Annotated in this window: 18 protein-coding genes and 1 tRNA gene; 8 read left to right on the top strand and 11 right to left on the bottom strand. The window is 68.4% G+C overall.

The annotated features are described in order from the left end of the window. Positions 1 to 145: 145 nt before the first annotated feature. From RIE31_01110 to RIE31_01095, 4 genes are all read left to right on the top strand, one after another. Positions 146 to 2,212 carry a PhoX family phosphatase gene (locus RIE31_01110; protein MEQ8639201.1) on the top strand — a complete coding sequence of 689 codons (2,067 nt, stop codon included), beginning with the start codon at positions 146 to 148 and terminating at the stop codon, positions 2,210 to 2,212. Between the two features lie 165 nt (positions 2,213 to 2,377). Further along, the gene (gene hutU, locus RIE31_01105) at positions 2,378 to 4,057 is read left to right on the top strand and encodes a urocanate hydratase (GenBank protein ID MEQ8639200.1); all 1,680 of its coding nucleotides are present in this window, start codon (positions 2,378 to 2,380) and stop codon (positions 4,055 to 4,057) included. Positions 4,058 to 4,214: 157 nt separating this feature from the next. Beyond that, a complete protein-coding gene (locus RIE31_01100; protein MEQ8639199.1) occupies positions 4,215 to 5,240 on the top strand; it encodes an ornithine cyclodeaminase family protein in 1,026 nt (341 codons plus the stop codon). A 135-nt stretch (positions 5,241 to 5,375) separates the two neighbouring features. Beyond that, positions 5,376 to 5,984 (top strand): NADPH-dependent FMN reductase, encoded by a 609-nt coding sequence (locus RIE31_01095; protein MEQ8639198.1) that lies wholly within the window; start codon positions 5,376 to 5,378, stop codon positions 5,982 to 5,984. A gap of 30 nt (positions 5,985 to 6,014) precedes the next feature. Here RIE31_01095 and RIE31_01090 read toward each other — a convergent pair whose 3' ends face one another. The 4 genes from RIE31_01090 to pip form a co-directional block, all read right to left on the bottom strand. Next, positions 6,015 to 6,533 carry a GreA/GreB family elongation factor gene (locus tag RIE31_01090; protein MEQ8639197.1) on the bottom strand — a complete coding sequence of 173 codons (519 nt, stop codon included), beginning with the start codon at positions 6,531 to 6,533 and terminating at the stop codon, positions 6,015 to 6,017. A 206-nt stretch (positions 6,534 to 6,739) separates the two neighbouring features. Next, positions 6,740 to 6,816, bottom strand: a tRNA-Arg gene (locus RIE31_01085). 108 nt (positions 6,817 to 6,924) lie between these two features. Beyond that, complete coding sequence (locus RIE31_01080) at positions 6,925 to 7,479, bottom strand: acyloxyacyl hydrolase (protein ID MEQ8639196.1); 555 nt, start codon at positions 7,477 to 7,479, stop codon at positions 6,925 to 6,927. Between the two features lie 144 nt (positions 7,480 to 7,623). Continuing rightward, positions 7,624 to 8,592: a prolyl aminopeptidase gene (gene pip, locus RIE31_01075; GenBank protein ID MEQ8639195.1), complete on the bottom strand. Its 969-nt coding sequence runs from the start codon at positions 8,590 to 8,592 to the stop codon at positions 7,624 to 7,626. Between the two features lie 80 nt (positions 8,593 to 8,672). On the opposite strand from pip, the gene RIE31_01070 reads away from it, so the two are divergent. From RIE31_01070 to RIE31_01060, 3 genes are all read left to right on the top strand, one after another. Beyond that, on the top strand, positions 8,673 to 9,512 hold the full coding sequence (locus tag RIE31_01070; GenBank protein ID MEQ8639194.1) for a thermonuclease family protein: 840 nt from the start codon (positions 8,673 to 8,675) through the stop codon (positions 9,510 to 9,512). A 92-nt stretch (positions 9,513 to 9,604) separates the two neighbouring features. Then, positions 9,605 to 11,089 (top strand): M48 family metalloprotease, encoded by a 1,485-nt coding sequence (locus tag RIE31_01065; GenBank protein ID MEQ8639193.1) that lies wholly within the window; start codon positions 9,605 to 9,607, stop codon positions 11,087 to 11,089. Continuing rightward, complete coding sequence (locus tag RIE31_01060) at positions 11,086 to 13,086, top strand: adenylate/guanylate cyclase domain-containing protein (GenBank protein ID MEQ8639192.1); 2,001 nt, start codon at positions 11,086 to 11,088, stop codon at positions 13,084 to 13,086. The genes RIE31_01065 and RIE31_01060 overlap by 4 nt, the downstream gene beginning before the upstream one ends. A gap of 68 nt (positions 13,087 to 13,154) precedes the next feature. On the opposite strand, the gene RIE31_01055 is transcribed toward RIE31_01060, so the two are convergent. After that, entirely contained in the window at positions 13,155 to 13,760 is a 606-nt protein-coding gene (locus RIE31_01055) for a CarD family transcriptional regulator (protein MEQ8639191.1), read from the bottom strand. A gap of 178 nt (positions 13,761 to 13,938) precedes the next feature. Here RIE31_01055 and RIE31_01050 point away from each other — a divergent pair, with 178 nt between their 5' ends. Then, the gene (locus RIE31_01050) at positions 13,939 to 14,403 is read left to right on the top strand and encodes a hypothetical protein (protein ID MEQ8639190.1); all 465 of its coding nucleotides are present in this window, start codon (positions 13,939 to 13,941) and stop codon (positions 14,401 to 14,403) included. 109 nt (positions 14,404 to 14,512) lie between these two features. On the opposite strand, the gene RIE31_01045 is transcribed toward RIE31_01050, so the two are convergent. The 6 genes from RIE31_01045 to acnA form a co-directional block, all read right to left on the bottom strand. Next, positions 14,513 to 14,854, bottom strand: coding sequence for a ferredoxin family protein (locus RIE31_01045; GenBank protein ID MEQ8639189.1), 342 nt, complete (start codon positions 14,852 to 14,854; stop codon positions 14,513 to 14,515). 52 nt (positions 14,855 to 14,906) lie between these two features. Then, positions 14,907 to 15,395 (bottom strand): TerB family tellurite resistance protein, encoded by a 489-nt coding sequence (locus RIE31_01040; protein MEQ8639188.1) that lies wholly within the window; start codon positions 15,393 to 15,395, stop codon positions 14,907 to 14,909. Then, positions 15,392 to 15,790, bottom strand: a complete 399-nt coding sequence (locus tag RIE31_01035) for an RNA-binding S4 domain-containing protein (protein MEQ8639187.1) — start codon at positions 15,788 to 15,790, stop codon at positions 15,392 to 15,394. The genes RIE31_01040 and RIE31_01035 overlap by 4 nt, the downstream gene beginning before the upstream one ends. A 20-nt stretch (positions 15,791 to 15,810) precedes the next feature. Further along, the gene (locus tag RIE31_01030) at positions 15,811 to 18,327 is read right to left on the bottom strand and encodes a helicase-related protein (GenBank protein ID MEQ8639186.1); all 2,517 of its coding nucleotides are present in this window, start codon (positions 18,325 to 18,327) and stop codon (positions 15,811 to 15,813) included. A 67-nt stretch (positions 18,328 to 18,394) separates the two neighbouring features. Continuing rightward, the gene (locus RIE31_01025; GenBank protein ID MEQ8639185.1) at positions 18,395 to 19,153 is read right to left on the bottom strand and encodes a DUF1223 domain-containing protein; all 759 of its coding nucleotides are present in this window, start codon (positions 19,151 to 19,153) and stop codon (positions 18,395 to 18,397) included. Positions 19,154 to 19,226: 73 nt separating this feature from the next. After that, positions 19,227 to 22,016, bottom strand: a complete 2,790-nt coding sequence (acnA, locus tag RIE31_01020; GenBank protein ID MEQ8639184.1) for an aconitate hydratase AcnA — start codon at positions 22,014 to 22,016, stop codon at positions 19,227 to 19,229. Positions 22,017 to 22,063 lie beyond the last annotated feature (47 nt).

The following is a 22,063-nucleotide window of genomic DNA, read 5'->3' as shown; positions in this document are numbered from 1 at the left end:
CACGATCCATTACACCATGCCGCTGCCTGTCCGCCTATGGGCGGCGCGGCCTGTTCGCAGAACTTGCACTGATCTGTCGCTTGACTGTCACCGGCCAGCCATAGACTTGCGCCCATTCACACACACCCACGGCCGGGAGCCGAAGATGGACAGCCACCCATATGCGCCAGCAAGCTGGATTCCTGACGAGCATGGCGACGAACCGCCGAGCAATCCGTCAGATAACCGTACATTCCGGAGCGTGATGGACTCGCGCATCCAAAGGCGTGACGTCATGCGCGGCGGCCTTTCCGCCGCCATTCTCGCACTCATGGGCAGCGCCGCCCCCAACACCGGTCTGGCCAGCGGACTGCTGGCGGGCAGGGCTGACGCCGCCAGCCCGTTGCTGGACTTCACTGCCGTCGCCACCGGCACCGACGATACCATCGTCGTGCCACCTGGCTATTCCGCCCGGCCGCTCATTCCCTGGGGCACACCCATTACCGGCGCCATGCCGTCCTTCAGCCTCGCCAACAGCGGCGCCGATCAGGCCCAGCAGACCGGCAGCCACCATGACGGCATGCACTTTTTCCCTATCGACGGGCGCTCACCCTGGGACGGCAGCTCCGACGACGGCCTTCTGGTGCTCAACCATGAATATGTAGAGCCGCGCTTCATGCACCGCGCAGCCATCGGCCAGGCACTCGACTCCGACGGCGTTCCCATGGTGGAAGGCCAGCGCGACGCCAATCAGGTCCTGAAAGAAATCAACGGCCATGGCGTCTCAGTAGTCCGCATCCGTCAGGGCCCGGATGGTGGCTGGTCTGTCGTCGCCGATCCGCGCAACCGCCGCATCACCGGTCTGACGCCCATGGAGCTCGCAGGCCCGGTGCGTGGCGCCGAGCTGGTACGAACCAAATACAGCCCCGACGGCACCCGCACCCGCGGCACCCTCAACAACTGTGCCCATGGCGTCACGCCGTGGAACACATACATGACGGCGGAGGAAAACTGGGCCGGCTACTTCCGCAATGGCGACCAGGAAGATCAGAAGCCCAACCTCCCGCGCGAACACGCCCGCTACGGTGTCGCCACAGGTGTCTCGCGCTATGGCTGGGAACTGGCGGAGGGTGCCGACGATGCCTTCCTCCGTTTCGACGCCTCGCGCCGCGGGCCGACCTCTGCCAACGACTACCGCAATGAGCCCAATACCTTCGGCTGGCTGGTGGAGATCGATCCCTTCGACCCGGCCAGCACGCCGGTCAAGCGGACGGCTCTCGGCCGCTTCGCCCATGAAGGCGTGGTCTTCGCGCCGGCGGTCCCCGGCCGGCCGGTGGTCTGCTACTCCGGCGATGATGCGCGTTTCGAGTATATCTACAAGTTCGTCAGCGCCCGGCCCTACGATCCCGCCACGGCGGACGGCAGCCTGCTGGACGAGGGCACTCTCTATGTCGCCCGTTTCCACGACGACGGCTCCGGCGAGTGGCTGCCGCTGGTCTTCGGCCACGGCGGCCTGACGGCGGAGAACGGCTTCGCCAGTCAAGCCGATGTACTGGTCAACACCCGCACAGCGGCGGATTTCGTCGGCGCCACCAGGATGGACCGGCCGGAATGGGGCGCCGTCGATCCGAACAGCGGCGCAGTCTACTTCACGCTCACCAACAACAGCCGCCGCACGGAAGCCCAGGTGGACGCCGCCAACCCGCGCGCCGGCAATCCCTTCGGCCACATCATCCGCTGGATGCCGTCCGACAGCGACCAGGCCAGCCGTACATTCGTGTGGGACATCTTCCTTATCGCCGGCGATGCGAAGAACAGCCGCGATGCAAATGGCAGGGCGCTGGGCGACGACTCCATTCTCGCTTCGCCTGACGGTCTGTGGTTCGACTCCCGCGGCCGTCTGTGGATCCAGACCGACATTGGCGAAAGCAGCCAGAATGAAGGGCCCAACGAGGTATTCGGCAACAACCAGATGCTGGCCGCCGATCCCCGGACCGGAGAGGTCCGTCGCTTCCTCACCGGCCCGGTGGGGCAGGAGATCACCGGCGTCACCATGACGCCGGACCGTCGCACGATGTTCATCAACGTGCAGCATCCCGGTGCCACGACGACAGCGGAGCAGTTCGCCGCCGGGCAGGTCACCAGCACCTGGCCCGACGGTCCCGGTAGAGGCTATCCGCGCTCTTCCACGGTGGTCATCACGCGCGACGACGGCGGTGCCATCGCCGGCTGATTGCGCCGCGTCAGGCAACGGACCGGCCTGGCGAGGCCGTGGCCCGGACCCCTGGTCCGGGCCTTTTCCTTATACCGTCTACGCCGCGCCATCTTTCCGACCACCGCGCCCTCGCTCACACTGTGGCAACACTGCATAACCGGACCCAGCCCGCCGAGGATTGCCATGGCCACCACCCACAACGCCCGTACCGTTCGCGCGCCACGCGGCTCCACCTTGACCTGCCGCGACTGGCAGGCGGAAGCGGCCATGCGCATGCTCATGAACAATCTCGATCCCGATGTGGCGGAGCGGCCGGAAGACCTGGTGGTCTATGGCGGCAAGGGCAAGGCGGCGCGCAACTGGGAGTGTTTCGACGTCATGGTCGAAACCATGAAAAAGCTCGGCCCCGGCGAGACCCTGCTGGTCCAGTCGGGCAAGCCGGTCGGCGTCTTCCGCGCCCTGCCCGGCGCGCCGAAGGTGCTCATCGCCAATGCCAATCTGGTGGGCCGCTGGCAGAGCTGGGAAGTGTTCAACGAGCTCGACCGCAAAGGCCTTATGATGTACGGCCAGATGACCGCCGGCTCGTGGATCTATATCGGCAGCCAGGGCATCATCCAGGGTACCTACAACACCTTCGTCGAGGCGGCGCGTCAGCACTATGGCGGCAGCCTGGCCGGGCGCTGGATCTTTACCGGCGGGCTCGGCGGCATGGGCGGGGCGCAACCGCTGGCCGCGACCATGGCCGGCGCGGTCATGCTGGCGGTGGAGTGCCGGCAGAGCCGCATCGAGCGGCGGGTCAAGGAAGGCTTTCTCGACCGCATGACCGACTCGCTGGACGAAGCCCTGGCCCTGGTCAAGGACGCGGTCGCCCGCAAGGCGCCCCTCAGCGTCGGCCTGCTGGGCAATGTGGCGGAGGTGCTGCCGGAGCTGGTGCGGCGCGGCGAGCGCCCCGACCTGCTGACCGACCAGACCAGCGCGCACGATCCCTCCACCGGCTATCTGCCGGCCGGCTGGACAGTGCAGGACTGGGAGGCGCGCCAGCAATCCGACCCGGCCGTCGTCACGGCGGCGGCGAAGAAGAGCATGGCGGTCTACGTGCGGGCCGCCATTGAGCTGGCCAAAGCCGGTGTGCCGACCTTCGAATATGGCAACAACATCCGCCAGATGGCCCAGGATGAAGGGGTCGCTGACGCCTTCTCCTATCCCGGCGCCATCGGCCAGTACATCCGGCCGCTCTTCGCCCGCGGCAAGGGGCCCTTCCGCTGGACCGCCCTGTCAGGCAATCCGGAGGACATCTACAAGACCGACGCCAAGGTCAAGGAACTGATCCCGGACGACGCGGCGCTGCACCGCTGGCTCGACATGGCGGCGGAACGGGTTCGCTTTCAGGGTTTGCCGGCGCGCATCTGCTGGGTCGGCATGGAACGGGCCAGAATCGGCCTCGCCTTCAACGACATGGTGGCCAGCGGCGAGCTGGAGGCGCCGGTGGTCATCGGCCGCGACCAGATGGATGCGGGCAGCGTTGCCAGCCCCAACCGCGAGACCGAGAAAATGCCCGACGGCAGCGATGCGGTGGCCGACTGGCCCATGCTCAACGCGCTGATGAATACGGCGTCCGGTGCCACCTGGGTGTCCATTCAGGCCGGCGGCGGCGTCGGCATCGGCTATTCGCAGCACGCGGGCATGGCCATCGTCTGTGACGGTACGCCGGAAGCGGCCCGCGCCATCGAGCTTTCACTCACCAACGACCCCGGCACCGGGGTCATGCGCCAGGCCGACGCCGGCTATGGCGAGGCGCGGGAAGAGGCGGTGAAGCACAATCTCTGGCTGCCCATGGAAGGAATCGGCGGACCGGCCGGCTGAACCCGTTCCACAGTCGCCCGGATGCCGTGCGGCGCGGCGCCTCGACCGGGGCCGGCGGGCGCAATAGGATTTGCCGTACGCCTTTCACAGACACCCGATCATCCGCCACGCCGGCCGCGCCGGACCGCACACCAGGACATAGAGGAAAGGAACCGCCATGGAGCCGGGCACAAAACCCATCCACTTCACCTATCTCAGCCACCAGGACATGGAGGCGCTGGCCCTGTCGGAAGACGAGGTGTTGCAGGTGGTGGAGGAAAGCCTGGCCTTCCAGGGCCGCGGCGAGACGGTGATCGAGCCGCGCGTCCATCTCTATCCCGACAGCAAGGACCCGTCCGGCCGCTACAACGTGCTGCGCGGCGTCATCAAGCCTTGGGACATCACCGGCATCAAGGTGGTCGCCACCTACCGCCAGAACTACGAGGTGGACCTGCCGTGCGAGATCGCCACCCTGCAGCTCTTCAACCGCCAGACCGGCGAGCCCGTCGCCTTCATGGACGCCACTGAGATGACCTTCATCCGCACCGGAGCGGTGACGGCCATCGGCGCCAAATATCTGGCCCGCAAGAACTCGAAGATTCTGGGGCACATCGGCGCCCGCGGCGTGTCCTACTGGGACGTGCGCCTGCTCGACCACATGTATGATTTCGACGAAATCCGCGTCCACTCGGAGCGTAAGGAAAGCCGCGAGGCTTTCGCCGAGCGTCTGCGTCAGGACCTGGGCAAGGACATCATCGTCACCGACAACTGGCAGGACTGCGTCGAGGGCGCCGACATCGTTGTGGAGGCATCGCGCCTGCGCAAGCCCGAGCCGCTGCTCAATTCCGACTGGATCAAAAAGGGCGCCTTTGTCTGCCCCTTCGGCAGCCAGTCGGCCTGCGACATCCGCCTGCTGGACAAGATGGACAAGGTGGTGGTGGACGATTGGGGCCAGTGCAGGAAGGGCGGCGGCAACGAGCTGGGGGCGCTGCGCGCCCACGTCAATGCCGACATCCTGACCGAAAAGACGCTCTATGCGGAAATGGGCGAGATCGCCGGCGGCGTCAAACCGGGCCGCCAGAGCGACGACGAGACAACACTGTTCTGGCATCGCGGCATCCCCACCTCCGACATCGCCATGGGCTACAAGTATCTGGAGAAGGCGCGGGCGCAAAAGGTCGGCCAGACCCTGCGTTTCTTCTAGGCGTATCCGGTCGCGGCCACACAACCGCGTTACCGCCCGACGCAACCGGCCGGTCGCCCTTGACCGGCCGGCCGGCCGGACCACTTCCCTGCAATGCCGGCGGCGCCATGGCCGCACGCAACAGGGGAAATCCACATGTCCGACACGTCTGTTCCGGGGGCCGCTTCGCGGTCCGGGCCGCTGCACGTACTGGCCTTCGCCGGCAGCCTGCGCCGCGCTTCCTATAACCGCGGCCTGCTGCAGGCGGCGGCGGAAGAGGCGCCGGCCGGCCTCATCGTCACGCTCTACGACCTGACGGCACTGCCCATGTACAACTATGATCTGGAGGCTGGCGGTTTCGCCGCACCGGTCCATGCCTTGCGCGAGGCCGTGCGGGCAGCGGACGCGGTACTCATCGCCTCGCCGGAAAACAACGGCTTCATGAGCGCGGTGGCGAAAAACGCGGTGGACTGGCTGTCACGGCCGCCGGAGCCGCCGGTCGCGGCCAAGCCCGCGGCCATCATGGGGGCGACCAGCGGCCGTGGCGCCACCGCCCGCATGCAGCCGCGCCTGCGCGAGTTCCTCGTCTCCGCCCGCTTCGGCCGGGTCATGGAGACGCCGGTGCTTGGCGTCGCCGGATCGGCCGACAGGTTCGACGACGCCGGCCGCCTGACCGACGACGCGACGCGCACGGACGTGCGCGCCTTCATGGCCGCCTTCGAGCAATGGTTGCGCCAGCCGCCGGCGCAAGAGGCGGCCGACTGATCCCGGCGCCTCTGCGGCGGGTGGCCGGCTCTAGTCCGGATCGCTGTAGCGGATGGCCACGACGGCCAGGCGCGCATCGCCGGACGGCCGCTGCCAGATCACCTGGTCACCCACGGCCGCCCCCTGCAGGGCGCGGGCCAGCGGCGATACCCAGCTCACCAGATGGTTGTCCGGGTCGGCCTCGTCCTCGCCGACGATGCGCCAGGTCTGGTGTGCGCCCTCTTCCGTTGCCACCTCCACTGTGGCGCCGAAGGCCACCTGGTCGTGCGGTTCGCGCGGCAGGTCGGCCGGCAGGGCGCTGTCCAGCCGCGCCGTCACATAGCGCAGGTCGCGCTTCACATGGGCCAGGCGCAGCTTGTCGCCCTCGCTGCGCTCACCTTCCGCCATGGCCTCCAGCCCGTGACGCTCGCCCGCCAGCCGGTCGCGCCATTCACGCAGCAGACGCAGGCCGCGCCGGGTCACATGATTGGGGTGGGGCGAAAGCGGCAGGTCCTCCAGGTCTTCATGGACCTGGTCGCCGTCCTGCTCGCGGACGAATGCGCGGCTCATGGCATGTCTCCCTGCTTATCTCGCGGCGGCGGGCAGGCATCGGCCTGCACTAAAGCGCCGTCGCTCCCGTGCGGCCACAGCGACCACTACAGCGGCCACAACAATGGCTCATCCTGGCCGAAGCCCGGCATGACATAGATCACGAACACCGCGGCGCGCGGCATCGGCGGTATCCGGGCGACGGAGTGCCTGCCTTCGTGAGCGAGTGGCGGCCCCGGCAGGACTCGAACCTGCGACACCCGGTTTAGGAAACCGGTGCTCTATCCGCCTGAGCTACGAGGCCGTGGGCCGCACCATAGCGCAACTCGCCGTGGGATTGTGCCCTGCCGAGTCCGGCGAACGGCTGGCCGGCCGGCTCTCTGCCGGACCGCGGCGGCCGCGGACGGAACCCCTAATACTGGTCGATCAGGCTGGTGAAGGGGATGTGATAGTAGAGTGACAGGATCTCCGTCCCCTGATTTGAATCGTCCAGCCCGGCGTTGGAGATATGGCTGATGGCCAGGCCGATGCGCGAGCGGTCGGCCAGGCGATAGGCCAGCTCGAGCTGGCTGCGGAACTCCACCACATGGCCCAGATCCTTGCCGGAACCGTCGGCGTAGAGGCCGGCGCCGAACTGCGGCGTCACCACCCAGCGATTGCCGAAATAAATGTCGGTCAGCACGCCGGCCACCCCATAGACCGCTGAATCGCTGGTCACCTCCAGCCCGGCCCAGGGCTTGAGAAAGCCCAGCAGCTTCGGCGCGGCGCGGAACTCGAACCGGAGATCAGCCGCATCCTGCGTGTCGTTGATGTCGTAATAGCCAAGACCGACGGAAAAGAAGGCCGGATCGTCGGCCAGGTCGTCGGCCCGCGCCATGCCCGGCCCGGCCATCAGCCAGGCCACCACCAGCAGCCCGCCCAGCACGGCCGGCCAGCGCTCTGCGCCCATCATGTTTGCGACCTGCATGGTCTGTTTCCCGCTCCCCGTTTCACCGCCGCCATCACCATGCCGGCGGCCGGCGGATCATAGGGCAACAGCGCCCCGGCACAAACAAGCAGCCGCATCGACGAAAGGCCGCGCCCCGCGAAACGGCCGCCGCCTGTGTGCCGGCTACTCCGCCGCCTGCCCCGCCGCCAGCGCCCGGAAGCGGTCGGTCGCCCGCACCAGTTCCGACCGGATTCCCGGCTCCATGGCCGAATGGCCGGCGTCCGGCACCACCACATAGTCCGCCTCCGGCCATGCCCGGTGCAGTTCGTCGGCGGTGGTGATCGGGCACACCACGTCATAGCGCCCCTGCACGATCACCGCCGGGATGGCGCGGATGCGGCCTACATTGGCCAGCAGCGAGTCCGCCGGCAGGAAGATGTGATGGGTAAAATAGTGCGCCTCGATACGGGCCAGGCCCAGCGCCATCACCTCGCCTTCGAAATTGGCCACCGTCTCCGGGCTCGGCAGCAGGGTGGAGCAGGCCCCTTCATAGCGGCTCCAGCTCTTGGCCGCCGGCATGTGCACCGCCGGGTCGGCGTCGTTGAGACGGCGTGAATAGGCGGTGAGCAGGTCACCCCGCTCCGCCTCTGGTATAAAGCCGGCGAAGTCTCGCCATGCCTCGGGATAGATATGCTGCATGCCGTAGAGGAACCAGTGAATCTCGCTTGGCCGGCACAGGAAAATGCCGCGCAGCACCAGCGACACCACCCGCGCCGCATGGGCCTGACCATAGGCGATGGCCAGGGTCGAACCCCACGAGCCGCCGAACACGTGCCAGCGGTCGATGGCCAGATGGCTGCGCAGCCGCTCCATGTCGGCGATCAGGTGCGGCGTCGTATTGTTGTGCAGCCCGCCCAGCGGCGCCGACTTGCCGGCGCCGCGCTGGTCGAACAGGACGATGCGATAATGATCGGGATCAAAGAAGCGGCGATGCACCGGCGCCGTGCCGCCGCCCGGACCGCCATGCACGAACACCACCGGCTGGCCCGCCGGGTTGCCCGACGCCTCCCAGTACATGGTGTGGCCATCGCCCACGTCCAGCATACCCTGGTCGTAGGGTTCGATTTCCGGATAGAGACTCTGTTCGGCCATGGTGGTCGCTCCCGTTGCCGTCCGCGGCCCGCTCAGCATAAACACGGCACAAGCGACGATACAGTCGCGGCGGCCCGGCCGTGACCGGGCGTTCCGGCGGCGGCGTGCACCGGCTGGCCACGGCCCTCTTGATGATTCTGGCCACCGGCGTGATCGGCGCGACCAACGCCACCGCCCAGTCGCTGCCCGGCGCGGACCCGGCGGGTCAGGCCCTGACGCCGCTGGCCGGTGGCGTCGTCGTGGCCGTGACCGACGGCGACACGCTTGCGCTGGCCGACGGCCGCGTCGTGCGCCTGGTGGGGATTCAGGCGCCGAAACTGGCGCTCGGCCGCGCCCATCTGAGCGACTGGCCGCTGGCCGGCGCGGCCCGCGATCATCTGGCCGGCCTGGTCCTGGATCGCCCGGTCACCCTCTATGCCGGCGGCGTGGCGGTGGACCGGCACCAGCGGGTGCTGGCGCATGTGGTGCGCGACGACGGTCTGTGGCTACAGGGCGCCATGCTCGCCGCCGGCCTCGCCCGGGTCTACACCTTTGCCGACAATACCACCCTCGCCGCTCACATGCTGGCGTTGGAAAGGGCGGCCCGCAACACGGGCCAGGCCATGTGGCGGCTCGACGCCTACGCCGTTCTGACGCCGCCGGAGACCGGCGACCGCATTGGCGATTTCGCCCTGGTGGAAGGGACCGTGCTGGACGCGGCGGTAGTGCGCGGCCGCGCCTTCCTCAACTTCGGGCCGGACTGGCGCACCGACTTCACCATCACGGTCGGTCCGGCCGAGGTCCGCCGCTTTGCCGCCGCCGGCATCGCCCTCGACAGCCTGGCCGGCCGCCGGGTCCGGGCCCGCGGCTGGCTGGCCTCACGCAATGGCCCGCAACTGGAACTGGACCATGCCGCGGCGCTGGAGATCCTGCCACCCTGAGGCCCCAATCGCCGGCGACGCTGACCGCCCGGCCGGCCTATAGTCACGGTCAGGCCCGAGCGCCCGTCCTGCCCCGTCACCGGAGTCCCGTCATGCAGTGCCTCGCCCGCCGCCGCTTCCTTGGTTATACCGGCGCCGTCCTGACCGCGCCGACGCTGAGCTTCCTCGCCGGCTGCTCGACCAATCCGGCCACCGGCCGCTCCACCTTTACCGGCCTCATGTCCCGCGCCGACGAGGCTGAGATCGGCGCCCAGGAACACCCGCGGATTCTCGACGAGTTCGGCGGCGTTTACAGTGAAGGCGGGCGCGATTTCTATCTGGCCCGCATCGGCGGCACCCTCGGCCGGCAGACCGAAACCCCCGACGCCACCTACACCTTCACCCTGCTCAACTCGCCCATCGTCAACGCCTTCGCCCTGCCCGGTGGCTATGTCTATGCCACCCGCGGGCTGATGGCCCTGGCCGGTGACGAAGCGGAGCTGGCCGGCGTCATCGGCCACGAGCTGGGGCACGTGGTGGCCCGTCACAGCGCCCAGCGCTACAGCCAGGCGGTGCTCGCCGGCGGCCTCGGCGCCGTGCTTGGCATCGTCGTCGGTTCGGCCGAGGTGTCGCGGGCAGCCGATATCGGCGCCGGCGCCTATCTCGCCGGCTTCTCCCGAGAGAACGAGCTGGAAGCCGACATGCTGGGGGTGCGTTATCTGGCCAAGGCCGGCTATGACCCCAACGCCATGAGCAGCTTCCTCGCCAGGCTGGGCGCGCACAGCGCGCTGGAAAGCAAGCTGCTGGGCCAGGATGGCGCTGACGGCTTCGACTTCTTCGCCAGCCACCCGCGCACCCAGGATCGGGTGTCGGCGGCGATTGTCGAGGCGCGGGCCTTCACCGCCGCCCGGCCGACCCGCCACCGGGATGTCTTTCTGGGCCAGATGGACCGCATGCTCTATGGCGATGACCCGGCGGAAGGCGTCGCCCGCGGCCTCACCTTCTCTCACCCGGCGCTGCGCTTCCGCTTCACCGTGCCGCGCGGCTACCGTCTGATTAACGGACGTGACACCGTACAGGCCCTGCATCCTGACGGAGCCCGTCTCATCTTCGATCTGGCGCCCGGACCCTATGACGGGTCCATGGTCAACTATCTGCGCGCCGTGTGGGGGCGGGACATTCCCATGACAGATCTGCAAGGCCTGACCATAGACGGGCTGGACGCCGCGACCGCCGGCGCATCGGCAACTTCCGGTGGCCGCCGGTTCGTCGTCCACCTTGCGGCCATTCGCGGCGCGGCCGACCGCATCTATCGCTTTCTCCATCTTCTGCCGAGCGATAAGGCCCGCGCCATGCAGGCCGGTGCGCGGGACACCGTCACCAGCTTCCGCCGCCTGAGCCAGGCCGAAGCCGCCGCCATCCGCCCCCTGCGCCTGGCGGTCCGCACGGCCGTTGCCGGCGACACGGTGGACCGGCTGGCGGCGGCCATGCCGTTCGACGATTTCACATCTGACCGCTTTCGCACCCTCAACGGTCTCGGCGCCAATCAGACCCTGGTCGCCGGCCAACTCTATAAGACGGTAGTGGAAGCACCATGACCGATGACCCGTCGGCGGCGGCCGAGACCCCCGGGCCATCGTCAGACCGGCTCAGTTGGCGACCGCCCCTGGGTCTGGTCCTGGCCTTGGTCTTTGGATTGCTGGTGGGTGGGGCCACTGGTCTCTCCTTATGGATCACGCTGGACAGTGCGGCTGAAAGCACCCGCGATCTTCTGGCGGACAAGGCCGTGCTGCTGCTCGATTCGGTGAGCCGCCAGACCAATGCCTATCTGGCTCCGGCCCAGGACAGCGCCACCTATATCCGCGACCTGATCGTCAGCGGCGCCGTCGATCCCGTTGGGGACCCGGCGCGTTTTCAGAATGTCCTGGCCGGCAGCCTGGCCGCCGCGCCACAACTGCTGGGGGCCGTCTGGTTTCCGGTCGAGGGCGAGCCCATAGGTGTTTCGCGCACCCGCCAGAACCCGCTGCCCATAGCCCTGCCGCCGGACCAGATCGACCGGCCGAGCGCAGACCTGGCGCTGGCCCAGGTCCGGGCGCGCCAGCAGCGTGATGTCTTCTTCGGATCGGTGGTCTATCTGCCGCAGGTAGACGATGCCGGGGTCAATGCGCGCGCGCCGGTTTGGCGCGATGGCGTTTTTCTCGGCATGGTCGCCGTCGTCGTGCCCACCGCGGCGCTGTCGCGTTTCATGGGCGAAATATCGGGCGAGCTCGGCGGCCGCGCCTTCCTGCTCTACAACCAGGAACGCCTGTTGGCCTATCCGGATTTCTCTAGGGCGCGACCGGAACGCTCGCTGATCCGGCCGGTGCCCTATGTGGCGGACCTCAACGACCAGGCGCTGGCCAATGTGGCCCGCCTGCCGCTGGGACCAGCCCGGGCCGACGGGCCGCCCAATGTGGACAGCCTGCTTGGCCTGCCCGAAAACTACCACGCGCTATTCGTGCCCGGCGAAGGCGGGGTCAATACCATCCTGTTCGTCACCCGTATCGGCGACCTGGGCGGCCAGTCCCTGCACGCCGGCGTCTATTTCCCCGCCACCGTGCAGACCGAGGAAGTCCGCCGCCTGATCGAAAGCGCCATTGGCGGCGGCATCGTCGCCCTGATCGCGATCCTTCTGGCGGTCACCATGTCCCGTGCCGTGACACGGCCGGTCCGCCGGCTGGCCGGCGCCTCGCGATCCCTCAGCGCGCTGGACTTCACCTCCGTAAACCCGCCCGGCCGCAGTTGGTTCCGCGAAACCGACGAGGCCGCCGCCGCCTTCCGCGCCATGCTGCGCGGCCTGACCATGTTTGAAACCTATGTGCCGCGCCGGCTGGTCATGCGGCTGCTCGCCCGCAGCGGCGACGCGCCGGCCCCGTCGGAAGAACGCGAGGTGACGGTCCTGTTCACCGATATTGTCGGTTTTACCAAGCTGGCGGAACAGTTGTCGGCGGACCAGACCGCCGCCCTGCTGAACGATCATTTCACCACCCTCGCCACCTGCATCGACTCCGAAGGCGGCACCATCGACAAGTATATCGGTGATTCGCTGATGGCTTTCTGGGGTGCGCCCGACGACCAGCCCGACCATGTGGTCCGCGCCCTGCGCGCGGCAAAGGCGATCCGCGACAGCGTCGAGGCCGACAACCGTAGCCGCCAACAGCAAGGCGGGACCGCTCTGCGCCTGCGCATCGGCCTGCACAGTGGCCGCGCCGTCGTCGGCAATATCGGCGCGCCCGGCCGCGTCAACTACACCCTGGTCGGCGATACGGTGAACATCGCGCAGCGGCTGGAAGCGCTGGGCCGCGATCACGTGCAGACCAGCGAAGCGGTGGTCGTTCTGGTCAGCCAGGCTGTCGTCACAGCCTGGCGCCACAGCGGCCAGCGGGGGATCAGCTTCAATGCTCTCGGCGCGCAAAGCCTGCGCGGCCGCACCGGCGATGTGGCGGCCTGGCGGCTGGCGGTTGATGAATCGTCAGGCGACAGTCTCGACGCCGTCAGTGATCCCGGCGAGCCCGCGGACAGCGCCGGCAACGGACCGCCTAACCAGACGGTCTGACCGGCGCCGGGGGCCGCCTGGTTTACTTTTCGGTGGCGCCAACGAATGCAGCGCCACCGAATGCGGCGTCAGCCCGACGCCAGCACCTTTTCCAGCTTGATGACCGCCTGCTCCACCTCGATCCGCTCCACCGCCGCCACCTCCCGTGACAGACGCTCCATGGCCGCCTGATACATCTGGCGTTCGCTGTAGGACTGGTCGGGCTGATCGGCGGCGCGCCACAGATCACGCACCACCTCGGCGATGGCGATGGGATCGCCGGAGTTAATCTTGGCGTCATATTCCTGGGCGCGGCGGCTCCACATGGTGCGCTTGGCCCGCGATTTGCCCTTAAGGGTTGTCATGGCGGCGTCCATGATCTTGCGTGAGCTGAGCTTGCGCAGCCCCGCCTGCTCGCCCTTGTCCAGCGGAACGCGGAGCGTCATGCGCTCCCGGTCAAAGAAGATCACATAGAGGTCCAGCGGCTGGCCGGCGATGGTCCGCCGTTCGACCTCCAGCACTTCGCCCACGCCGTGCGTGGGATAGACGACGAAGTCGCCGGCGGCAAAAATCGGTTCCGTCTTTGGCTGAGGCGTAATGAACGGCGCCGGCCGGTTGGCGGCCGAGCGGCTGCCGCCGCGCGAGCTTCCATGACGGCTGGGGGCATGGCGGCCGGGCGCATGGCGGTTCGGCATGACGCCGGCGGGCCGCGACGGTGCGACGCTGGCCGCAGCCGGTGCCGGCGCCGCCTGGGCCGCTGTGGCGGGCGCTGACCCGGCGGCGGACCCGGCGGCCGGCCTGGGGCCAGCCGCGGCCTTGGCGCCGGCCCGCGCCTGCGGCGGGGTCTTGGCCTTGGCCACCGGTTTGCTGCGCGTGGCCGATTTGGCCGCGGTCTTTGTGGTGGATCTGGTGGCCGTCCTGGTGGCGGTTTTCGTCGCTGCCGGCGATCTGGCCGGCGCTTTCTTCGCCACTGCCTTCTTTGGTGTCACCTTCTTTGGTGCGGCCTTCTTTGCCGCCGCCTTCTTTGGTGCGGCCTTCTTTACCGCTGCCTTTTTCGCGGCGGCTTTCTTGACAACGGCCGGCTTGGCGGCGGCTTTTCGCGATGCCGTCTTTTTTGCAGCCGGCCGTGCCGCCGCCTTCTTTGCTGCTGGCTTTACGACCTTCTTAGCTGCCGGCTTCTTGGCTGCCGCCTTCGACGCGGTCCTGGTCCCGGCCTTGGCAGACGCCGTGCGCTTTGCCACCGCGCGGGCCGCTGGCTTGGCCGCCGCCCGGGACTTTGCCGCAGCGCCTGCTCTGGCCGTTGGTTTCGTCTTGCCTGCTGATCGCGTCCGCGACTGAACTTTCCTGGCCATGCCGTATCTATCCTGCCATCAAGAAATAAGAACGGACCGTCGCGGCCGGGCCGCAAACGGGAGGCGATCCTAACACACCTCGCGCTGTGTCGCGGTCAGGTATCACCACCGCCTGGTTTGGCGCTGAAGTACTTGTCGAACTTGCCCGGCACATTGCGCCATTCGGCCTCGTCCACCGGTGGCGGTTTGGCCCGGGTGATATTGGGCCACGTGTCGGAAAATTGCTGATTGTGCTCGACCCAGCGCTCCATGCCGGAATCGGTGTCCGGCTTGATCGCCTCGATCGGGCATTCCGGCTCACACACACCGCAGTCAATGCACTCGGCCGGATTGATGACCAGCATATTCTCGCCTTCGTAGAAGCAGTCCACCGGACAGACCTCCACACAGTCGGTCAGCTTGCACTTGATGCAGACTTCCGTGACCACATAGGTCATTGCACTACTCCCCGTACGTCTTTCGTCGCGCCCTTTGCCGGGCCGCTGCCGGTCACGAGTCGATTTGGCCCAGGAGTGGCCCTGACCCGCCGAGGCGCTTCAGAACGCGCATGCGGGCAGCACCACTGTCCCGGTCGCTGACGTAGATAAGTCCCGCCACCCGGCGGAGCAAGTTGGATTCATACTCGTGCAGAACGCCGTCGGCATACACCACTTCCCACAGCATTTCGATAATGCGCACCCGCTCCGCCGGGCCCAGCTTGTCCTTGATAACCCGGGTAAACCGGTGCAGGTCATGGGATTGCCGCACCGCCTCGTTCGCCGCCTCCATCAGGCTGTCGGTTTCCTCGTCGTTCAGCCCGAATCGTCCGGCCAGAGCCTGCCGCATACCGGCCTGCTCGCGGGCGTGAAAATGCCCGTCCAGCATTGCCGCCTCCACCAGCAGGGCCGCGGCGGCCAGCGACAAGCCGTCGGCGGTTATCTCCGGCAAGGCCGCGCCACCGTCGTTCAGGCGGAACAGGTTGCGTACACGGTTGATCATGGTTGCTCCGGGTAAGGCGTGGGCCGGGCGGTAGCGGCGGCGCACGGTGGCCGGGCCGGCCGCTCCAGCCGGCCCGTGTCCGGCCGGCCCCTATCCAGCAGGTCAGCATACAGGGCCCGCGCCGCCTGGGCCGGGCCGCGCCGCGGCGCCAGGGCCAGCACCCGCACCACGCGCGGCCGGCCGGGTCGCCATGCCCCGCCGCCCCTGACGCCGCCCTGAACGAATGTCACTACATCTCCTGCCCTGACCGGCTGATGGGCGCGTGTGACGGGCTGGCGGTTGAGCCGGATATGGCCGCTCTGACAGGCCAGGCTGGCCTGCCGTCGGCTGGCGAACAGCCGCGCCCGCCACAGCCAGACGTCCAGCCTTTGCGTCCCGGCCGGTGCGCCGGCCACGCCGATCGCAGCGGCGCGGCTCAGAGCCGAACCCCGCCGGGCGCAAGGGCCGCGCCTGCCGGGCCCGGCCGGGCAGTGGCGCGGGTGCGCCTGACGCGCCTGAACTGACGGATGCCGTCCTGCACCTCGCCGCGGTAGCCAAGATCACGCAGCAGGGCTTCGGCGTCACTCAGCGGGCAGCCCAGCAGACCGACCATCTCACCATTGAGGGCAAAGGCCCCGGCTCGTTCAGCCCGCCGCGCCTGGCGGGCGAACCGCTCCGCCATGTCCAACCGCACCAGACGCTGGCCGGCCGGCACATAGCCCAGTTCCACCGCCAGCGACGGGCTGAGGCCGCGCACCGCCGCTTCCTCGGCGCTGAAGGAAACGCGGCCGTCGCGCAACGGCGACGACGGGTCCGTCAGATCTATGCCGGTCGCTGCGGACTGGCCGGCGAAGGCCCGGCGCAGCAGCAATCGCAGACGCAGGGCCACCGGCTTCAATACCGCCGGGACATAAACCGCCAGATGGCCGGTGACCACGCCCAGGCCATGCAGCCGCCGCCGCTCGGCCCCTGTCAGGGCGTCGATCTGCAGCCGTGCCGCCGGCCGGGCCTGCACCCCCAGCCCCTCGATGAGCTGGAAGGCAAGGCCCCGTGCCGCCCCCTGCAGTGGCGCCGCCGCCACCGCCTGCAAGGCCGCCATGTGCTGTGCCAGATAGCCCGCCAGCCAGCGCTCCAGGCGCTCCAGCAGTCGCTGCCCGGCGGCCTCGCTCAACAGCATTCCCTCCAGCAGCGCCAGCCGCGGCGACAGGGCGTCGCGCCCCGCCGTCAGGCGCGCCAGCGCCGCGCCGCGCCACAGCACCTGGCCGTCATCATCGAGGGTGAAAGCCTCGTCACCCTCCCCCAGACAGTCGTCCAGCCGTCCGGCCACGGCGCCGGCCAGGCGTTCGCCCGCCTGCGCCAGCACGGCACGGGCGTCGGCCCGGCCATGGCCCTCCACCTGAAAGCGGAAGCCCTGCAGCCGGCCGAGCCGGTGGCCCAGCACACTGACCGCATCGTCCGCCGCCAGCACCCACGCCGTCGCCAGCCCCCCGGCGGCGGCGTCCGGTTTCACCGCCAGCGCCATGGCCCGACGGTCGATGAACCGCTGGCTCAGACGCTCGTGCAGCACGTCGCTCAGACGATCCTCCAGCGCGCGCGTGTACTCCTGCCAGTGCAGCGGATCACGCAGCCAGTCGGCGCGATGGGCGATGTAGGTCCAGGTGCGGACATGGGCGATGCGGGTCATGACCGTGTCGATATCGCCTTCGCTGCGGTCGAGCCGCCGCACCTGGCTCGCCACCCAGTCCGTCGGCAGGCACGCCGCCGGCCCTGACAGATGATCGAACACCTGGCCGACAAGACGGGCGTGGGCGTCGGTCATCAGCTTGCGATAGTCGGGAATCTGGCAGGCCTGCCACAACAGGGCCGTATCGCCCGGCCCGGCCCGGCTGGCCCGCGTCGTCTTGTCCGCCAGCAGGGCGCGCAATGCCAGATGGTCGTCGCCATCACGGCCGCGCACCAGCACACGCTCGCCCGGCGGTTGTTCCAGGCTGGTCAGCAGGGCCTCGGGACTGCTCATGTCGAGAGCGTCGTTGCGCCAGAAAAAAGTCTTCAGGGTATCGAACTCATGGCCCTCGATGCGCCCGATGGTCTCCGCATCAAGCGGCGCCAGTCCGTCGGTGACGCCGAAGGTGCCGTCATCGGTGTGACGGCCGGCACGGCCGGCTATCTGGCCCATCTCGGCGGCGGTCAGTGGCCGTGACCGGGCGCCGTCAAACTTGGCCAGGCGGGCAAAGGCCACATGGCTCAGATTCAGATTGAGCCCCATGCCGATGGCGTCGGTGGCCACCAGATAGTCCACCTCGCCGGACTCGAAGAGTCCCACCTGGGCGTTGCGGGTGCGGGGACTGAGCGCCCCCAACACCACCGCCGCCCCGCCGCGGCGGCGGCGGATGATGTCAGCCAGTCCATAGACATCGGCGGCGGTGAAGGCCACCACGGCGCTGCGCCGGGGCAGGCGGGTAATGGTCCGCGGGCCGCTCCAGGTCAGGCGGGACAGGCGTGGCCGGCTGTCGAATACGGCCTCCGGCACCAGACGGCGGATCAGCCGTTCCGCGGTTGCCGCGCCGAGAAACATGGTCTCGTCGCGGCCGCGCGCATGCAGCAGACGGTCGGTGAATACACGGCCCCGTTCCGGGTCGGCCGCAAGCTGGATTTCATCCACCGCCAGAAAGCTCACCGGTCGGTCGACCGGCATCGCCTCCACCGTACAGATCAGGTGGCTGGCATCGGCCGGGCCGATCTTTTCCTCGCCGGTGACCAGCGCCACCCGCCGGCGGCCCAGTCGGGCCACCGCGCGCTCATAATTCTCCCGCGCCAACAGGCGCAGCGGAAAGCCGATGGTGCCGCTGTCGTGGGCCAGAAACCGGGTCATGGCGAGATGCGTCTTGCCCGTGTTGGTCGGGCCAAGGACGGCGGTGATCGCCGGTCTGCCGGGCGTGGAGTCAGACGCCATGCTGTTCAGACTCGGTTGCCGGGTCCGGGAAATCAAGCCCGGCGGAACGAACGGGCGGCACCCGCCGTCAGCGCAGGCGCATGGCGCCGACGCCCATGATCTGACCCATGGCCCGTGACTGCACCAGGACCACCACGCCGTCGCCGGGCACCGGCACACCGGCGATCAGGTCACGTGCCTCGCCTCGCCAGTCGCCGATCCGACCGGCCCAGCGCACCACCCGGGCATTGACCAGGTGGCGACCGGCATTCTCCCCGGCGTCAACGGCCGTGGCGTGTTCGTCGTCATAGACGAACAGCCATACGGTGGCCATATCCTCGACCTGCTCGCCGAACGGCGTGTCCGGCAGGCCGATGCGCAGCGAACCCACCCCCTCCGGCACGACCGACACCAGCAGCTTGTTGCGCTGGCGGGCGCGGGCGATAAGCGTCTCCACCTCGCGTCGGTCAAGACCGGTGGCGGCGAACCTGCCGTCAATCACCATTTGCGGCGTATAGACGAAACGGGTGCCGAGGGACTGCTGATAGGCATATTGGCGGCGGCCGGCGTTCTCGATGGAGAAAGGGTCCGTCCAGCCGATATAGTTCCAGTAGTCCACATGCAGGGCGAGCGCGATGAGATCGTCGCGCTTGGCCAGGTCGCCCAGATAGGCGTCGGCCGGCGGACACGACGAACATCCCTGCGAGGTATAGAGCTCCACCACCACCACGGAGGTCTGCACCGTCAGACCGGAACCGGCCGCACCGGCCACCTGGGCAATCGCCGGCAGCGACGACGGCCCGCTCGCCGCCCATAGCAGGGCGACGGCGACAAGCGCACGACTCACATGTGTCCTGACCATGTCTGCAAACTACGTCCTGCCGCCCGGTGGCGGCTAATCACTTCAGGGTGACGCCGGCTCACTCCGCCACAGCGTCATCGCGCAGGCCGGCCAGGCCACGCAGCACATAGGGCAGGATTCCACCGTGCCGGAAATATTCCAGCTCCGTCGGCGTATCGATGCGGCACAGGCAATTCACATGCACATGATAGCCATTGGCCCTGAGAATACGCAGGGCCACCTTTGATCCCGGCCGCAGTTCCGCCTCCGTGATCCCCGAAACGTCAATGACCTCACCGCCATCCAGCTTCAATCCCTCCAGGGTTTCGCCGTCGGGCAACTGGATCGGCAGCACGCCCATACCGATCAGGTTGGAGCGGTGGATGCGCTCGAAGCTTTCGGCCACTACCGCCTTGACCCCCAGCAGGCGGGTGCCCTTGGCCGCCCAGTCGCGCGACGAGCCGGTGCCGTATTCCTTGCCGGCGAAGATGATCAGCGGAACCCCCTCCTCGCGGTAGCGCATGGCCGCGTCATAGATGGTCATGACCTCACCTGACGGCATATGCCGGGTCCAGCCTCCCTCGCGGCCGCCGGCCATGGTGTTGCGCAGACGGATATTGGCCAGGGTGCCGCGCACCATCACCTCGTGATTGCCACGCCGCGAACCATAGGAGTTGAAATCGCCGCGTCGCACCTGATGCTCCAGCAGATACGCACCGGCCGGGCTGTCCGCCGGAATCGATCCGGCCGGCGAGATATGATCGGTGGTCACGCTGTCACCCAGCAGGGCCAGCGGCCGCGCCTTGCGGATGTCGTCCAGCGCCTCGGGCACCGGCGCGATGCCATCGAAAAAGACCGGGTTCTGCACATAGGTGGAGCCCGCCTGCCAGGCATAGGTCATGCCGCCTTCGGCCGGCACCGCCTGCCATTGGGCATCGCCCTTGAACACATCGCCGTAGCGCCGGCGGAACATCTCCGGCGTCACCGACCGGGCCATGGCCTCCTGCACCTCCGCCTGGCTCGGCCAGATGTCGGCCAGCATCACCGGCTTGCCGTCGCTGCCCTCGCCCAGCGGCTCGCGGGTCAGGTCATGCCGCATGGTCCCGGCCAGCGCATAGGCCACCACCAGCGGCGGCGAGGCCAGATAATTGGCTTGGGTCAGCGGATGAACGCGGCCTTCGAAATTGCGATTACCCGACAGCACCGAGGTGACGATCAGATTACCCTTCACGACCGCGTCGTGGATCGGCTCCGCCAGCGGCCCCGAATTGCCGATACAGGTGGTGCAGCCATAGCCCACAAGGTCGAAGCCCAGCGCGTTGAGATCGTCGCTGAGCCCGGCCTTGTCCAGATAATCGGTCACCACCTGGCTGCCGGGGGCCAGGCTGGTCTTGACCCACGGCTTGACGCTCAACCCGTGCTCGCGCGCCTTGCGCGCCACCAGGCCGGCGGCCAGCATCACCGCCGGATTGGAGGTGTTGGTGCAGCTGGTGATCGCCGCCACCACCACCGCGCCGTCGTCCAGCCGGTAGTCGCTTCCCTCCACCGCCACGCTGCGGTCCATCACCGGGACGCTACCGCCGCCTTCCTCCATCATGTCGGCGGCCTGGCCTTCGGTCGGATTGCGGCCGGCGGCGGCGCCGCGAAGCTGCGCTTCGACCGCGCGGTATTCGGCGGCCGCATTCGACAGCGCCACCCGGTCCTGCGGCCGCTTCGGCCCGGCCAGGCTCGGCTCGACACTGGCCAGGTCCAGGTCCAGCACATCAGTAAAGACCGCCTCGACGGCGTCCTCGCGCCACAGGCCCTGCGCCCTGGCATAGGCCTCCACCAGCGCCACAGTCGCATCGTCGCGACCAGAGAAGCGCAGATAGGCCAGGGTTTCGTCATCGGTCGGAAAGAAACCGCAGGTCGCGCCATACTCCGGCGCCATGTTGGCGATGGTGGCGCGATCGGCCAGTGCCAGGCCGGCCAGGCCGGGACCGAAGAACTCCACAAACTTGCCGACCACGCCGCGCTTGCGCAGCATCTGCGTCACCGTCAGCACCAGGTCGGTCGCCGTCGCCCCCTCTTTCAGCTTGCCCGACAGGCGAAAGCCGATCACCTCCGGCACCAGCATGGACACCGGCTGGCCCAGCATGGCCGCCTCCGCCTCGATACCGCCGACGCCCCAGCCGAGAACCGACAGGCCGTTGATCATGGTGGTGTGGCTGTCGGTGCCCACCAGGCTGTCGGGATAGGCCAGACGGCGGCCGCCGTCGTCGCGGCTCCATACGGTGCGCGCCAGATACTCAAGATTGACCTGGTGGCAGATGCCGGTGCCCGGCGGCACGACGCGCAGATCGTCGAAGGCCATCTGACCCCAGCGCAGAAAGGCATAGCGCTCGGCGTTGCGCTCATACTCCCGCGCCACATTGGCGGCGAAGGCCTTCGGGTTGCCGTACTGGTCGACGATCACCGAATGGTCGATGACCAGGTCCACCGGCACCAGCGGATTGATCCGGCGCGGGTCACCGCCCAGCGCCGACATGGCCTCGCGCATGGCGGCCAGGTCCACCACCGCCGGCACCCCGGTAAAGTCCTGCATCAGTACGCGCGCCGGCCGGAAGGCGATCTCCGTGCCGCCCTTCGCCGTATCGGCCCAGCCGGCCACCGCCGCGATATCCGTCGCCGTGACGGTCACGCCGTCCTCGTGACGCAGCAGGTTTTCCAGAAGCACCTTCATGCACATGGGCAGGCGCGACAGGTCGCCCAGGCTCTCCGCCGCCGCCGGCAGGCTGAAATAATCATAGTCGATGCCGCCGGCGGTCAGGCTGCGGCGGACGTCGAGGGTGCGCGCCGAAGCGTCACGTGCAGTGCCGTTGGCCGGCATGGGCGTCTCCTGATGGCTGGCAGTTCGGGCCGTTCCTCACAATACCG

The organism is Alphaproteobacteria bacterium (genome assembly GCA_040218575.1).
Classification (GTDB): Bacteria; Pseudomonadota; Alphaproteobacteria; order JAVJRE01; family JAVJRE01; genus JAVJRE01.
The sequence above is the reverse complement of the archived record's forward strand: the minus strand, read 5'-3'. Positions and strand labels throughout refer to the sequence as shown.

Coding starts and splice junctions, on each gene's coding strand:
- hutU (MEQ8639200.1), top strand. CDS start 2,378: ATGGCCACCACCCACAACGCCCGTACCGTTCGCGCGCCACGCGGCTCC.
- acnA (MEQ8639184.1), bottom strand. CDS start 22,016: ATGCCGGCCAACGGCACTGCACGTGACGCTTCGGCGCGCACCCTCGAC.
- RIE31_01110 (MEQ8639201.1), top strand. CDS start 146: ATGGACAGCCACCCATATGCGCCAGCAAGCTGGATTCCTGACGAGCAT.
- RIE31_01040 (MEQ8639188.1), bottom strand. CDS start 15,395: ATGATCAACCGTGTACGCAACCTGTTCCGCCTGAACGACGGTGGCGCG.
- RIE31_01045 (MEQ8639189.1), bottom strand. CDS start 14,854: ATGACCTATGTGGTCACGGAAGTCTGCATCAAGTGCAAGCTGACCGAC.
- RIE31_01055 (MEQ8639191.1), bottom strand. CDS start 13,760: ATGCCGAACCGCCATGCGCCCGGCCGCCATGCCCCCAGCCGTCATGGA.
- RIE31_01095 (MEQ8639198.1), top strand. CDS start 5,376: ATGTCCGACACGTCTGTTCCGGGGGCCGCTTCGCGGTCCGGGCCGCTG.
- pip (MEQ8639195.1), bottom strand. CDS start 8,592: ATGGCCGAACAGAGTCTCTATCCGGAAATCGAACCCTACGACCAGGGT.
- RIE31_01060 (MEQ8639192.1), top strand. CDS start 11,086: ATGACCGATGACCCGTCGGCGGCGGCCGAGACCCCCGGGCCATCGTCA.
- RIE31_01065 (MEQ8639193.1), top strand. CDS start 9,605: ATGCAGTGCCTCGCCCGCCGCCGCTTCCTTGGTTATACCGGCGCCGTC.
- RIE31_01090 (MEQ8639197.1), bottom strand. CDS start 6,533: ATGAGCCGCGCATTCGTCCGCGAGCAGGACGGCGACCAGGTCCATGAA.
- RIE31_01100 (MEQ8639199.1), top strand. CDS start 4,215: ATGGAGCCGGGCACAAAACCCATCCACTTCACCTATCTCAGCCACCAG.
- RIE31_01030 (MEQ8639186.1), bottom strand. CDS start 18,327: ATGGCGTCTGACTCCACGCCCGGCAGACCGGCGATCACCGCCGTCCTT.
- RIE31_01080 (MEQ8639196.1), bottom strand. CDS start 7,479: ATGCAGGTCGCAAACATGATGGGCGCAGAGCGCTGGCCGGCCGTGCTG.